The following is a 13,716-nucleotide window of genomic DNA, read 5'->3' on the forward strand; positions in this document are numbered from 1 at the left end:
ATGTAGAAACACTACTTTTTCGGCAGCATTCAGCTGGCTGGCTCGGCTGCAGTCTGGGCCATGGATGCGACATTCCGCAGTTCCTGCGAGCGCTTTGCCCGGTCGCTTACCGCTGACTCGGCAAAAAACTTAAAATCACCGGTTTCGGGCAGCGGCTATCCTTGCCGTGCCCCCATTCCTGGCCTCCAACCGGCGCTTGTCGCTGGCGCTCTCTTTTCATGACTGAACAAAACATCTCTTCTGCGGCAGAAAACACCGCCCCTCAGGACGAAAACAAACTCATCGCCGAGCGCCGCGAAAAACTCAAAGCCCTGCGCGAGTCTTCCAAGGCCAACGGCGGCGTTGCCTTTCCCAACGACTTCAAGCCCGAGCATCGCGCCGCAGCCCTGATCGCCGAGCACAGCGACAAGGATGCCGAAGCCCTGGACGCTGCAGCCGTCGCCGTCAGCGTGGCTGGTCGCATGATGCTCAAACGCGTGATGGGCAAGGCCAGCTTTGCCACCGTGCAGGACGCCACGGGTCGTATCCAGGCCTATGTCACCCGCGATGCCGTGGGTGAAGAGGTCTACGCCGACTTCAAGAAATGGGATCTGGGCGACATCATCTCCGTCGAAGGTCAGCTGATGAAGACCAAGACCGGCGAGCTGTCGATCAAGGCCACGAAGATCCGCCTGCTCACCAAGAGCCTGCGCCCCATGCCCGACAAGTTCCACGGCATGGCCGACCTGGAGCAGAAGGTGCGACAGCGCTATGTGGACCTGATGACCGACGAAGAAGCCCGCAAGCGCTTCGTGGCCCGCAGCAAGGCTGTGGCCGGCATCCGCGACTTCATGGTCGAACACGGCTTCCTGGAAGTCGAGACACCCATGCTGCACCCCATCCCCGGCGGTGCCAATGCCAAGCCCTTCATCACCCACCACAATGCGCTGGACCAGGAGATGTACCTGCGCATCGCGCCCGAGCTCTACCTCAAGCGCCTGATCGTCGGCGGTTTCGAGCGCGTGTTCGAGATCAACCGCAACTTCCGCAACGAAGGTATCTCGGTGCGCCACAACCCCGAGTTCACCATGATGGAGTTCTACGCGGCCTACTGGAACTACCAGGATCTGATGGACTACACCGAAAAGCTGATCCGCGACGCGGCCATGAAGGCCGTTGGCACGCTGGAGCTGAGCTATGGCGGCAAGCCCGTGGACCTGGCCAAGCCCTTTGAACGCCTGACCATCCCCGAAGCCATCGTCAAATACACCGAAGCCGGCGACAACGTGGGCAACCGCGAATGGCTGACCAATGCCCTGAAGAAGCTGGGCATGAAGGAAGACAAGGACAAGTTGTCCACCCGCACCCTGGCCAGCCTGCAGGTGCTGTACTTCGAAGAGGTGGTGGAAGATAAGCTGTGGAACCCCACCTTCATCATGGAGCATCCCACCGAGATCTCGCCGCTGGCGCGTGCCAACGACGAGCGTCCCGAAGTGACCGAGCGCTTCGAGCTCTACATCACGGGCCGCGAATTCGGCAACGGCTTCTCCGAGCTCAATGACGCCGAAGACCAGGCCGCCCGCTTCAATGCCCAGGTGGAAGCCAAGGACAGCGGCGACGACGAAGCCATGTACTTCGACCACGACTTTGTGCGCGCCCTGGAATACGGCATGCCCCCCACCGGCGGCTGCGGCATCGGTATCGACCGCTTCATGATGCTGCTGACCGACAGCGCCAGCATCCGCGACGTGATTCTGTTCCCGGCATTGCGCCGCGAGGTCTGAGAAGCGGCTGTGCGCCCGGCTCGGGCGTTGCGGAACAACATGGCCTGACGAGCCGAGGACGATCCGCGACTGAGACACCAATAGCCACCGACACAGCCAGATTGCGCACCGGCCATGATTCAAAATAGGCTGTCGCAATACTGGCTGGCTATACTGCTTGACATGCAGATTCCCCAATACTGGGCTCAGGCAAGACTACGTCATCAGACCGGCGTACGCCATGGCGTCACCGTTCAACGCTGGGGCTGGTCTGACAACAGCGAGTCCGATGCCCAGGCTCATGCTCAGCAAAGAGCACAGCAGGCACTGGAGGCGGCTCTCGCTGCCGCTGCCAAGCGCAACCTGCCCGAATACTTCGAGCGCATGGAATGGCGCACCGAATACGGGCTGGACGGCGGCACACCCATTCGCGAAGAGGTGCTGGAGCGGCGTGATGAATCCGTCATGACGCGCAACAGCTATGGCGCACACTGCCTGAATACAGAGAACGTGGCCATCGCCGATATCGACTTTCCACATCAGAAAAAGCCTGCCCGCTTCCCTGTCATTTCGTCGCTGCTGCTGGCTCTGGCCCTGCCCTGGCTGTGGATGACCCCGCTGACCTGGAGTCTCGGTGCAGCGATGTTGATGCTGCTGGTGGCCAGCATCGGCCTGGTCTTCTGGTCAGGCCTGAAGCAATGGCTGCATGCCCGCCAGACGCAGCGCAACAATGCCCGCCTGCCACCGCCTGTGGATATTGCACTGGCAAAAGTTCGGGCGTTCTCAGCCAGGCACCCGGACTGGGGCTTGCGCGTCTACGAAACGCCCAAAGGACTGCGCGTCATTGTCACCCACGCCGCACTCGCCCCCTCCTCGCCCGAGGTCCAGGGACTGTTCCAGCAACTGGAGGTTGATCCGCTCTACGCCATGCTGTGCAACCAGCAGCAGTGCTTTCGCGCCCGAGTCAGCGGCAAACCATGGCGCATGGGTCTGAACGGTCTGTCGGGCCAGGAAAGGCGCTGGCCCCTGTCTGCCGCCTCTCAGGGTGCACGCCAGCAGTGGGTGTCGGTTTATGAAACAAGATCGACGCAGTTCGCGGCCTGCCGCTTTATCGATCAACTGGGCGCGACGACGCTGTGTTCAGCGGCACAGACTTTCGTCATCTGGCACGATGAACGCAGCAAAGCGCACTCCTCTCTGGCATTGGCCTGAGCATGTCCGTGACCATTCACAAAGCCTGTTGCTTGAAACCGGCGTATAAAGTAACAATATATTTCCCAGACCATGCCTGAACTACCGATGAGTCTGACCCTGACCTTCCTCTCATGACAGCTCTGCCATCTTCTGCATCAGCTTTGTCTGCCATCGAATCCAGCGGGGCACGGTTCTCGTCACCCGATTCTGCGACGCCGTTCTCCGTACTGGTCGTCGAGGATCAGGCAGTCATGCGAGCTGCTCTGGTGACGGAACTTCGCCAGGCCGGTGTGACACAGGTGCTGGAAGCCGAAAACGGCCGCACCGCGCTGGCACTGTTTCGCAGCGAAAGACCCGATCTGGTGCTGCTGGACATCCGCCTCCCCGGCGAAGACGGCTATTGGGTCGCGCGTCAGCTGCGCGAGGCCGAGCCCGGCGAGTGGACACCCATCATCTTTCTCTCCGGCCTGGACAACGATCTGGACGTCTGGCGCGGTATTGAGGCGGGGGGCGACGACTACCTGGTCAAACCCGTCAAACCCATTGTGCTGGTCGCCAAGCTGCGCGCCATGCGCCGCCTGCTGGACATGCGCCGTCGCCTGGTCACGGTCTCTGCAGAGCTGCATCTGGCGAATCAAAAGCTCAACGAAATGGTGGAGCTCGATGCGCTCACGGGTCTGGTCAATCGTCGAGGCCTCGATCGCATGCTGCATGCCGAAATTGCTGCGGCAAGGCGCGAGAGCAGGCCGCTGACGCTGATGCTTTGCGACCTCGATCACTTCAAGCACTTCAACGATACCTACGGCCATGTCCAGGGTGACGAATGCCTCAAGCAGGTCGGGCGTCTGCTGCGCGAAGTCTGCGTGCGCCCGCGCGACATCGCCGCACGTTATGGCGGTGAAGAGTTTGCCATGATCCTGCCCAATACCCCGCGTTCCGGCTCGATGACGTTCGCACGTGCTCTCGGCCAAATGCTCAAGTTCCTCAAGATTCGCCCGCCAGGAGCCGCCGAGGATATTCCGCTGACCCTCTCCGGCGGGATTACCACCTGCATTCCCGACGAGCACACCAGCGCCGAATCCATGCTGATGCGAGCCGACGAAGCCCTGTATGCCGCCAAGTCTCAAGGGCGCAACCGCTTCTTCAGCTTCGAGATGCAGATGGACACCATAGAGCAGAGACAGATCTAGCAGTCCGCCAAGCAGCGTTGCGGCACTGCCTGCCCATTCGACACTTATCAGCTTCGCTCTCAAGAGACGCTAGGATTGGCGCATTGTCCTGTCAGCCCTTCTGGGCTGACCTCTGCCGTTTTTCTAGAGTGACTGGTTATGCGTCGTCTTCAAATGCACCTGCCCGATTGGATGCAGGACTGGCTTGAAATCCTGATTCCCGGGGTTCAGATCTTTCTCATCATCCTGGTGGCCTGGCTGATCAACTGGCTCATCAAGCGCATCATCTCGCGTGCAGGCAAGGCCTATGACCTGCCTCATGAACTGCTCATGCCGCTGCGCGGGGTGTTTCGCTGGATCATCATCGCCGCCGCCATACTGGCGATTCTGGAGCGCCTGGGCATGTCGGCTACCGTGCTCTGGACGGCTTTCACCGGCTTTGCCACCGTGGGTGCCGTTGCCTTCTTCGCAGCCTGGAGCGTGCTCTCCAATCTGTTTTGCGCGCTGCTGATCGTCACCGTCGGCCCCTTCCGTCTGGGCGACTATATCGAGGTACTCGACACTGCCGAGAAGCCTGGGGCCAAGGGCCGCGTGATCGACCTCAATATGCTCTACATCACCTTGCAGGATGACAGCGCACCGGCAGGCATGCCCAATCTGCTGCAGATTCCCAACTCACTGATCTTCCAGCGCGTCATTCGCCGCTGGAAAGGCGGCATGCCGGTGGTGACGGAGAACACGCCGGCCACCAGCCAGGAAGAAGCCTGCGCCGTGGCCATCACGACTCCTGGCGGCAGCGCCGCTGCCTCGGGCTGATATCGGCTGATACCCGGCCTCCATGCAAAAGGGCTTCCTGAGAAGCCCTTTTTTGATTTCGTCAGGGCAGACGCGGCCTGACCTTGCTGGCGGCCAGCTTGGCATTCACACGTGCCTGCTCCACATCGCCAGCGCGCGCCAGGGCCACGCCCATGCGACGCTTGACGAAACTCTCGGGCTTGCCGAAGAGGCGCAAATCGGTGCCGGGCACTGCCAGGGCTTGCTCCACACCATCAAACACCAGGCCTTCGGCATCCTGACCGCCGTAAATCACGGCACTGGCACCAGGGTTGCGCAGGCTGGCATCCACGGGCAGGCCCAGAATCGCGCGGGCATGCAACTCGAACTCGCTTTGCCATTGCGTGCACAGCGTCACCAGACCTGTGTCATGAGGACGTGGCGAGACTTCGCTGAACCAGACCTGCTCGCCCTTCACAAACAGTTCCACGCCAAACAGGCCCAGACCACCCAGGTCGTCGGTGACGGCCTTGGCAATCTGGCGCGATTTCTCGAGCGCGGCAGGATGCATGGGGTGGGGCTGCCAGCTCTCCACATAGTCGCCGGCCTGCTGGATATGGCCCACGGGGTCGCAGAAATGGGTTTCGATTTGACCATCTGCACCCTTGGCGCGCACGGTCAGCTGGGTGATTTCGTAATCGAAGTCGATAAAGCCTTCGACGATCACGCGGCCCTTGGCGACACGGCCACCGGCCATGGCGTAATCCCAGGCCTTGGCCACATCGGCCGGGCCGTCGATCTTGCTCTGGCCCTTGCCCGAGCTGCTCATCACGGGCTTGACCACGCAGGGGTAGCCGATGGCGGGCTGGCCGTCGCTGCCGTCAATCGCGGCTTGCAGCTCGACCAAGGAGTCGCAGAAACGATAAGGGCTGGTGGGCAGACCCAGGGTTTCAGCGGCCAGACGGCGAATACCTTCGCGGTCCATGGTCAGACGCGCGGCGCGGGCCGTGGGAATGCAGGTGATGACGCCTGCGGCCTCCAGCTCTTCCAGCATGGGCGTGGCAATGGCCTCTATCTCGGGCACGACCAGATCGGGCTTGAGCTCTTCGATCAGTGCCTTGAGCTGGGCCGGATCGCTCATGGTGATGGTGCGCGCATGGTGGGCCACCTGCTGGCCAGGCGCGTTTTCATAGCGGTCCACGGCAATGGTTTCCACGCCCAGGCGCTGCAGGGCAATCAGCACTTCCTTGCCCAGCTCGCCGCTGCCCAGCAGCATGACTTTGGTGGCATTGGGGGAGAGAGGGGTTCCTAGGGTGGTCATGGTTGCATCCTGCGTATATGGGGCCAAGCCCCCGATCATAGGCGAGCAGGCAAGCCTCTCGTGACTGCAGCTTGGCAATTCGGCCGCTTTCCGCGCCGAGCTATGAAGCGCATGGCGCGGCTGACTGAAGATTCAGTGCGGCATCGGCGAGTAATGCTCGATGCGGCAGGCGCCGCGATTCTTGCATTGCCCGTCCAGATAGCGAAAGCGTACCGTCACGGCAGCACCGGGACCGGGCCACTGCCTGCGCGGCAGCTCGCTTTGATAGTCCGCCGTTTCGGGTCTGAAGCTCAGCGCCGTGCCTGGCTGCGGACATTCGGCATCGCCGCTGGCTTTGGCTTCGAGCACGCGGGTCTGCAGCGCGCGGCCACCGCTTTGCTTTTCTCGCACCTGCACCTTGAGATCGCAGATCTGCCAGTCTGCAGCCTGGGCGGCAGCGGCGCAGGCGCTCAAAGCCGTCACAATCAGAATTCGGAAAAGAGTCATCTGTCTACCTGCGAGTGAGTGATGTTCATGGCCCAGCATCTCTACCAAATAGATAGCTTCAATCGCTTCAAGACAAAGGGAGTGAGGCCAATATCATGGATTTTTTCGGTGGGTATCAGTGCGTCAGACCGACAGCCTTGCCGCCACGCTGCGGAATGCTTCCCGCGTCGAATCGCATCTCCGAAGTCCAGACCGCATCGTCCCAGACCCAGGGGCTGCTGGCCTGCTCCAGACCCAGCACATGCACGCCGCTCAGGTCCTTGATGCGTTCCTTGAGCCAGTCGATCTGATCGCTGCGCACAAACACCAGGCAGGCGATCTCCCAGTCGGGCTGCGTGATGCCCAGGCCGTGCAGCTGCGACAGCAGCGGGGCATACCATTTCTCGACCCGCTCGTTGAGTCGGTTGACCAGCGCCAGCGGATAGCCGGAAGCCGATACCTCGACCACATAGACCTGGCGACGAGCCGGGCGCAATGCCACGAAGGCCGGACATTGCCAGCCATCGGCCACCTCGTACTTGGGGGCCACAAAAGTCTCACCGTTGGCCGTGAGCAGCTGCATCACGGCTTCTTCATGTCGGTCCATGCTGAATTTCTCCGGCGCGCCGAAAGTGCGCGCAGGCTCACACCTTAGCGCAGCTCAGGCCTCGCCAAAGCAAATTCCGATATCGCGCGCCATGGTCAGCAGCGGGCTGTCCAACGGCACGGTGCGCTGGGTGTTGGCCACATCGGCAATCGCCACACTGCCGATGCGGCCGTTCTGCAGCGTGACCATATGGCCCAGTTGGCCGCCCAGCACCAGTTGCGCCGCATGGTGGCCGAACTGCGTGGCCAGCACCCGGTCAAACGGCGTCGGATCGCCGCCGCGCTGCACATGCCCCAGCACCGTGGTGCGCACCTCGCTCTGGAGATGGGGTTGCAGGCGCTCGCGCAGCACATGGCCGACGCCGCCCAGACGCACGGGGTCGGGACTGTGCGCAATCCGCTCGCGCACCGTCAGGCTCTGGCCGCTTTCCTTGGCCCCCTCGCCGATGCAGATGATGGTGTAGCGCTGACGCCGCTCGCGCTCCTGACAGACCTTGATGATGGACTGCAGGTCGTAATCGATCTCGGGCAGCAAAATGATGTCGGCAGCACCGGCGATGCCGGACTCCAGCGCCAGCCAGCCCGCGTGGCGGCCCATGGTCTCCACGATCATCACGCGGTGGTGACTCATGGCCGTGCTCTCGATGCGGCGCAGGCTTTCGGTCACCGTGGCCACGGCCGTGTCGAAGCCGAAGCTGCGCTCGCAGTTGGCAATGTCGTTATCGATGGTCTTGGGCACGCCCACGCATTGCAGTCCCACCTGCGCCAGGCCATGGGCCAGACTCATGGTGCCGTCGCCGCCGATGGCGACCACTACATCCAGTGCCAGCGCCTTGACATTGCGCCCCACCTGGGCCAGCGTGGCCGCATCGCGCAACGGGTTGGCGCTGTTGCTGGTGCCCAGGATGGTGCCGCCGATATGCAGAATTCCGCTGACCTCGTCCCAGCTCAGCGCTCTGACGCGCGGACTTGCATCCATCAACCCTTCAAAGCCGTCGGCAATGCCCAGTACCTCGCACTGGCCATGGTTGATCAGGGACTTGGTGACCGCACGGATCACCGCATTGAGGCCGGGGCAGTCGCCGCCACCGGTCAGCACACCAACGCGCATGGGCTCGTTCTCCAAAGATTCTCGAATGCACATCATCCCACGAGAAAGTCGCTGCCAGAGCCTCCCATGCCTGCACCGTGGTTGAGACTGCTTGTCCCCGAACCTGCCTGCCTCAGCGGCTCCCGGGCAGGTCGGCCTCCCGGATCCCTTGCTGCGGCTGCAGCAGCCAGCGGGCCGTGTGGAACTCCGTCACACTGTCGCGGTGCGCCACCGAGACCAGCGCCCCGCCCCTGTCCTGCACCAGTTGCACCAGCCGGCTGTAGATCTGCGCTTCGGCGGCATTGTCCAGCGCGCTCGTGGCCTCGTCCGCAAACACCCAGGCCGGACGCTTGAGCAAGACCCGCGCCACGGACAGCCGCTGCTGCTCGCCTCCCGACAGGCTGCTGTTCCAGGCCGCCTGGCTGTCCAGCCGCTCCTGCAGCTGCGGCAGCTGCGCTTCGCGCAAGACCTGTTTGAGCTCAGCGTCGCTGTAGCTTGCCGCCGGCTCCGGATAGGCCAGGGCATCGCGCAGGCTGCCGTCGGGAAAATAAGGGCGCTGAGGAATGAACATTGCGTCCAGAGGCCGCTCCACCCGACCTCGCGCATAGGGCCAGATACCAGCAAACGCCCGCAGCAAGGTGGACTTGCCGCTGCCCGAAGGCCCGCTGATCAACAGCCTCTGGCCCGGGCATATCTGCAGCCTGGCGCCCGCCACGATGGGGCTTCCTGCGGGCAGGGATACATCGAGATTCCGGGTCTGCAACTGGTTCGACGCTGCAAGCTGAACGCCGACCGGATGCTCCTCCTGCTCGCGCAGGCTCTCGTCGAAACCGGCCAGGCGCGCAGTCGTGGCCCTCCAGGCAGCGATATCGGAGTAGTTGTTGACGATCCAGCTCAGCGAGTCCTGCACCTGATTGAAGGCCGAGCCTATCTGCATGAGCTGACCCAGCTGGATGGCGCCGCTGAAAAAACGCGGTGCCGCAATGATGAAGGGAAAGACCACGGCTGCCTGGCCGAAGAAATTGGTAAACCAACCCAGACTCTTCTGCTTCTTGATCAGGTCCAGATAGTTGCCCAGGGCGTCGCCGAAACGCAGGCCGATCTGAGCACCCTCCACGCGCTCGCCACCGTCCAGGGCGATCGCCTCGGCATGCTCGCGCACGCGGATCATGTGATGGCGGAAGTTGGCCTCCAGTTGCTGCTGGCGGTTGTTGAGTCGGACCTGGGGCTTGCCGATCCAGAAGGTGATCGCGCTGCCGACCAGACAATACAGCACGGCCATCCAGACCATGAAACCGGAAATCTGCAGCTGCCCGCCGCCGAACATGGCCGGCAAACTGACATCGACGACGGAGCTCAGGCTCCACAGAATGCCGACGAAGCTCACAAAGGTGACGACCGCATTCAGCAGCCCCATGGACAGCGACACGGTATAGGTGGTGAACAGATTCAAGTCCTCCTGAATCCGCTGATCGGGGTTGTCGGGGGCCTTGGCATTGCCGTCCACGCCATAGCGCCCCAGCTCCAGCCGGTAGAACGCCTTGGCCGACAGCCAGCGCTGCAACATGTGCTCGGTCAGCCAGCGCCGCCAGTTGAGCTGCAGCAACTGCGTCAGATAGAACTTGTAGACCGCGATGACGATGTACACCAGGGCCAGCCAGAGAAAGCGCCATAGCTGCTGCCAGAACACCTCGGCCTGCTTGTTCTGCAATGCGTCATAGAACACCCGGTTCCATTCATTGATCTGCACCAGCATGAACACCGCGGCGAGATTGAGGCCCACGATGGCGGCCAGCAGCCCCCAGGCCTTCCATTTCTCCTCGGACTGAAAATAGGGCCGGGTCAGCGAAAAGGCCTGGCGCAGCACGCCCGACCGGTTTTTGCGGGACTCAGGTCCCGGGCTCTTGGAAGTCATGCAGGCTTTCGGTGATTCATGAACCGCTGGCGCCACGGCGATGCCGCTGCCAGGCTTCTGAGCACACCCTAAGCCGGCTAACTGAGGCCAGACTTAAATTCCGGCAGCCGACCTGCCCAGCCTTCGAAAGGCATAAAAAAATCCGCTGCCCTTGCGTCAAAGGCAGCGGATGGCGGGGCCGGCTCAGTGCCGCCTAGGGCAGCAGATCCAGCGCCTGCAGATAGGCTGGCTGGCGCATCAGGTCGTCCCAGGCCTGGGGTTCGGTGTCGGGCAGCAGCGAGACACGGCGCGATTCGGAGTCGATATCGGGCACCCAGCGACCGTCGCGCAGCGCGGCATCCATGCCGTCCAGCAACTCGTCCACATGCTCGCCCAGACCCAGGCTCTGGTTGCACAGCAGCACCATGTCGCAGCCCGCATTCAGGGCCGTCAACGCGGCATCGGTGTAGCTGATGAGTGCGCCGTCGATGCGGCGCGCGCCCTCCATGCTCAGATCGTCGCTGAAGATGGCTCCGTCATAGCGCAGACGGGCGCGCAGAATGTCCTTGAGCCATTTCTCGCTGAAGCCCGCCGGGCGCTTGTCCACCTTGGGGTAGATCACATGGGCGGGCATGACGGCCGTGAGCACGCTGGACAGCCAGGGATAGGGAGCGGCGTCTTCGTCGAGGATGGCCGTCAGGCTGCGCTTGTCGACGGGAATGTCCACATGCGAGTCGGCCTTCACAAAGCCGTGACCGGGAAAATGCTTGCCGCAGTTGCCCATGCCGGCCTGCAGCAGACCCTGCATCAGGCTCCTGGCCAGTGTGGCCACCACGCGCGGGTCGCGGTGAAAGCTGCGGTCACCGATGACCGAGGACTCGCCATAGTCCAGATCCAGCACGGGCGTGAAGCTGAAATCCACACCGCAGGCACGCAGCTCCGTGCCCAACACATAGCCGGCAGCCGTGGCGGCGTTCATGGCCCGCATGGCGCCGCTGCCTTCGCGGTACTTGTTACCTTTGCCGCTGCGCACGCCGTCATCCATCCACATCTCGCCAAAGGCGCGCATCGGCGGTAGATGCGTGAAGCCATCGGTGCGAAAGCGCTGCACGCGGCCGCCTTCGTGGTCCACGCTGATCAGCAGATCGGGCTTGACGGCCTTGATATCGGCGCACAGCTGGACCAGCGCGCTGCGGTCCTCCCAGTTGCGCTTGAAGAGAATGATGCCGCCCACCAGAGGATGGGCCAGGCGCGCGCGGTCCACATCAGTCAGCGATGTGCCGGCAATATCAATGATCAGAGGTGCATGCATGCTCATGACTTTAAAATTTCCATAGCTGTCAGCGCCTATGTATCAGGCACCAGAGGCTGATTTCACTCTTTTCTTTCGACGACACAAAAGCTGGCCGCGTAGTCGGACTCGTCGGTGACGGACAGGTGCGCCGTCAGATTGTTTTTCTCGAACCATTCCTTGAGTTCGCCATGCAGACGAATCGCAGGCTGGCCGCTGGGCAGTTTGATGACTTCGCAATGACGCCAGGTCATGGGCATGACCATGCCCATTCCCACGGCCTTGCTGAACGCCTCCTTGGCCGAGAAGCGCGTGGCCATATAGCGGATGCCGCGTTCGGGCCAGCGCTCGCTGCGTGCCTTCCAGGTTGCCAGCTCGCCATCGGCCAGAATCTTGCGGGCAAAGCGCTCGCCATGCTTTTCCAGGCTTGCGCGTATGCGGCGCACATCGCAGATATCGGTGCCGATGCCGTAAATCATCCATGGCTCCTTTAGAAAGAAAAAGACCTTAAACGCTTACCTACAAAGCGCCGGCAGCTATCTTTTCAGGAATTTTTACCTGCCATGCCGGTGTCGATGCAGGCCTGATAGGCCTTGACGGTCTCGGCATAGCCCAGCTCCAGCGCATCGGCAATCAGCGCATGGCCGATGGAGACTTCGGCCAGACCGGGCACCCGGGCCACAAAGGCGGCCAGATTGTCGCGATTGAGGTCATGGCCGGCATTGATGCCCAGGCCCGCATCCAGCGCGGCCTGCGCGGCCCTGGCATAGGTCTGCAGCTGCTGCTCCTGCTCGGACTTGCCCCAGTTGGCAGCAAAAGGCTCGGTGTAGAGCTCCACGCGATCGGCACCGACGGCCTTGGCCGCCGCCATCTGCTCGGGAACGGGGTCCATGAACAGGCTCACGCGCACGCCCAGGGCCTTGCACTCGGCAATCAGCGGCTTGAGGCGTTCGGCATCCTGGGGAAAGCTCCAGCCATGGTCACTGGTGAACTGGTCTTCGCTGTCGGGCACGAAGGTGGCCTGATGCGGACGCGTCTGGCGAATGAAGTCCATCAGATTCTGCGTGGGATTGCCCTCGATATTGAACTCAGCGCCAGGCCAGCTCTTGAGCAGCTCGTGCAGCTCGAAGACATCCTGAGCGCGGATATGACGCTCATCGGGACGCGGGTGGATGGTGATGCCCTGCGCTCCGGCCTCCAGGCAGATCTGCGCCGCACGCGTCACCGAGGGAATGCCCAGATGGCGGGTATTGCGCAGCAGCGCCACCTTGTTGACATTGACCGAAAGCGCGGTGCGAGGGGAGGCAGGGGTATTCATAGCGATTGCAGATCCATCATCAGCTGGCGGGTGCGCAGCATGGTTGAGCCGCAATGGTATTGCAGAAGATGGCGCAATTGCGGCTTCAGGGCCTGGGCCACCTCCGGCTCGGCCAGCGCGTTCAGGGTTCTCGGAAATGGCTGCTCGGCCTGCAGCGCCAGCTCTATGGCTTGCCACTGCTGGCCTCTCAACGCCGCGCGCTCGTAGCCGGCGGCCTGGCGCAGGCCGCCGTCGGCCACCAGGGTGTAACGCAAAACACTGTTGAGCTGGCTGAGCGTTGCGCTTTCCTGCCTCAGATCGGGCAGATGGCCGAGTTCGCGCAGCAGCACCAGCTCGAAGGCGCGCAGCACGGGTTCGATGGCCTCGGTCGTGCCGCCATGCTGGCCAGCCAGCACGCGCACCACACCGGCATAGATATCGAACAGCGCCGTATAAGGGTCATCGCGCGCCAGCAGGCGCAGCAGCAACTCGTTCAGATACATGCCCGACCACAGCGCATCGCCCTGGGGCATGACATGGCCGCCCACCCATTCCGCCCCCTTCAGGCTATGAATCTCGGCATTGCCCTCTGCTCCCAGCGTGTAGCTGAGCTTGAGCGGCTGCAGCGGCAGCAGCACGGGGCGAAAGTTGGAGGTATGGCGCTTGACGCCCTTGGCCGCAAGCGCCACGCGCCCGCGATGGCGCGTGAACACCTCCAGGATCAGGCTGGATTCGCTCCAGTCGTACTGGTGCAGGATGTATGCGGGCTCGTCGCCGACGCGTTTGGCGCTAGCCATGACTTGCTCCGTACCACAACAAAAATGTGAAGGGGGCGGTTTTGCCGCCGGGCCGCCCCAAGGCAAAACCCGGCCT

Annotated in this window: 13 protein-coding genes; 4 read left to right on the forward strand and 9 right to left on the reverse strand. The window is 62.5% G+C overall.

All coding sequences use genetic code 11. The features are described from left to right. The first annotated feature begins 218 nt into the window (after window positions 1-218). From lysS to ACWGXF_RS01075, 4 genes are all read left to right on the forward strand, one after another. Entirely contained in the window at window positions 219-1,763 is a 1,545-nt protein-coding gene (gene lysS / locus ACWGXF_RS01060) for a lysine--tRNA ligase (RefSeq protein ID WP_012837274.1), read from the forward strand. 162 nt (window positions 1,764-1,925) lie between these two features. Then, window positions 1,926-2,954, forward strand: coding sequence for a hypothetical protein (locus tag ACWGXF_RS01065; protein WP_256629881.1), 1,029 nt, complete (start codon window positions 1,926-1,928; stop codon window positions 2,952-2,954). 113 nt (window positions 2,955-3,067) lie between these two features. Then, window positions 3,068-4,126, forward strand: a complete 1,059-nt coding sequence (locus ACWGXF_RS01070; protein WP_012837272.1) for a GGDEF domain-containing response regulator — start codon at window positions 3,068-3,070, stop codon at window positions 4,124-4,126. A gap of 138 nt (window positions 4,127-4,264) precedes the next feature. Next, on the forward strand, window positions 4,265-4,921 hold the full coding sequence (locus ACWGXF_RS01075; protein WP_003064226.1) for a mechanosensitive ion channel family protein: 657 nt from the start codon (window positions 4,265-4,267) through the stop codon (window positions 4,919-4,921). Window positions 4,922-4,982: 61 nt separating this feature from the next. Here the strand turns inward: ACWGXF_RS01075 and purT are convergent, their stop codons facing one another. The 9 genes from purT to recO all read right to left on the reverse strand — a co-directional run bounded on the left by purT (window position 4,983) and on the right by recO (window position 13,640). After that, complete coding sequence (gene purT / locus ACWGXF_RS01080) at window positions 4,983-6,200, reverse strand: formate-dependent phosphoribosylglycinamide formyltransferase (protein WP_202787587.1); 1,218 nt, start codon at window positions 6,198-6,200, stop codon at window positions 4,983-4,985. A 132-nt stretch (window positions 6,201-6,332) separates the two neighbouring features. Beyond that, window positions 6,333-6,686, reverse strand: a complete 354-nt coding sequence (locus ACWGXF_RS01085; RefSeq protein WP_012837270.1) for a hypothetical protein — start codon at window positions 6,684-6,686, stop codon at window positions 6,333-6,335. Window positions 6,687-6,801: 115 nt separating this feature from the next. Next, window positions 6,802-7,272 (reverse strand): hypothetical protein, encoded by a 471-nt coding sequence (locus tag ACWGXF_RS01090; RefSeq protein ID WP_046461214.1) that lies wholly within the window; start codon window positions 7,270-7,272, stop codon window positions 6,802-6,804. 54 nt (window positions 7,273-7,326) lie between these two features. Then, window positions 7,327-8,382, reverse strand: coding sequence for a 6-phosphofructokinase (locus ACWGXF_RS01095; protein ID WP_003057959.1), 1,056 nt, complete (start codon window positions 8,380-8,382; stop codon window positions 7,327-7,329). A gap of 112 nt (window positions 8,383-8,494) precedes the next feature. Further along, window positions 8,495-10,276: an ABC transporter ATP-binding protein/permease gene (locus ACWGXF_RS01100; protein WP_452101649.1), complete on the reverse strand. Its 1,782-nt coding sequence runs from the start codon at window positions 10,274-10,276 to the stop codon at window positions 8,495-8,497. A 193-nt stretch (window positions 10,277-10,469) separates the two neighbouring features. After that, window positions 10,470-11,573, reverse strand: a complete 1,104-nt coding sequence (gene nagZ, locus ACWGXF_RS01105) for a beta-N-acetylhexosaminidase (RefSeq protein WP_256629879.1) — start codon at window positions 11,571-11,573, stop codon at window positions 10,470-10,472. Window positions 11,574-11,629: 56 nt separating this feature from the next. Continuing rightward, window positions 11,630-12,025, reverse strand: coding sequence for a holo-ACP synthase (gene acpS, locus ACWGXF_RS01110; RefSeq protein WP_034378694.1), 396 nt, complete (start codon window positions 12,023-12,025; stop codon window positions 11,630-11,632). Window positions 12,026-12,090: 65 nt separating this feature from the next. After that, window positions 12,091-12,864, reverse strand: a complete 774-nt coding sequence (locus ACWGXF_RS01115) for a pyridoxine 5'-phosphate synthase (RefSeq protein ID WP_256629878.1) — start codon at window positions 12,862-12,864, stop codon at window positions 12,091-12,093. Further along, window positions 12,861-13,640 (reverse strand): DNA repair protein RecO, encoded by a 780-nt coding sequence (gene recO / locus ACWGXF_RS01120; protein ID WP_039049960.1) that lies wholly within the window; start codon window positions 13,638-13,640, stop codon window positions 12,861-12,863. Before recO ends, ACWGXF_RS01115 begins: the two co-directional genes overlap by 4 nt. Window positions 13,641-13,716 lie beyond the last annotated feature (76 nt).

The organism is Comamonas sp. HJ-2, assembly GCF_053615495.1.

Excerpts from the sequence above, each read along its gene's own strand:
- ACWGXF_RS01100 (WP_452101649.1), bottom strand. The coding sequence starts at position 10,276 with ATGACTTCCAAGAGCCCGGGACCTGAGTCCCGCAAAAACCGGTCGGGC.
- purT (WP_202787587.1), bottom strand. The coding sequence starts at position 6,200 with ATGACCACCCTAGGAACCCCTCTCTCCCCCAATGCCACCAAAGTCATG.
- ACWGXF_RS01070 (WP_012837272.1), top strand. The coding sequence starts at position 3,068 with ATGACAGCTCTGCCATCTTCTGCATCAGCTTTGTCTGCCATCGAATCC.
- ACWGXF_RS01115 (WP_256629878.1), bottom strand. The coding sequence starts at position 12,864 with ATGAATACCCCTGCCTCCCCTCGCACCGCGCTTTCGGTCAATGTCAAC.
- nagZ (WP_256629879.1), bottom strand. The coding sequence starts at position 11,573 with ATGAGCATGCATGCACCTCTGATCATTGATATTGCCGGCACATCGCTG.
- ACWGXF_RS01095 (WP_003057959.1), bottom strand. The coding sequence starts at position 8,382 with ATGCGCGTTGGTGTGCTGACCGGTGGCGGCGACTGCCCCGGCCTCAAT.
- ACWGXF_RS01090 (WP_046461214.1), bottom strand. The coding sequence starts at position 7,272 with ATGGACCGACATGAAGAAGCCGTGATGCAGCTGCTCACGGCCAACGGT.
- ACWGXF_RS01065 (WP_256629881.1), top strand. The coding sequence starts at position 1,926 with ATGCAGATTCCCCAATACTGGGCTCAGGCAAGACTACGTCATCAGACC.
- ACWGXF_RS01075 (WP_003064226.1), top strand. The coding sequence starts at position 4,265 with ATGCGTCGTCTTCAAATGCACCTGCCCGATTGGATGCAGGACTGGCTT.
- ACWGXF_RS01085 (WP_012837270.1), bottom strand. The coding sequence starts at position 6,686 with ATGACTCTTTTCCGAATTCTGATTGTGACGGCTTTGAGCGCCTGCGCC.
- lysS (WP_012837274.1), top strand. The coding sequence starts at position 219 with ATGACTGAACAAAACATCTCTTCTGCGGCAGAAAACACCGCCCCTCAG.
- recO (WP_039049960.1), bottom strand. The coding sequence starts at position 13,640 with ATGGCTAGCGCCAAACGCGTCGGCGACGAGCCCGCATACATCCTGCAC.
- acpS (WP_034378694.1), bottom strand. The coding sequence starts at position 12,025 with ATGATTTACGGCATCGGCACCGATATCTGCGATGTGCGCCGCATACGC.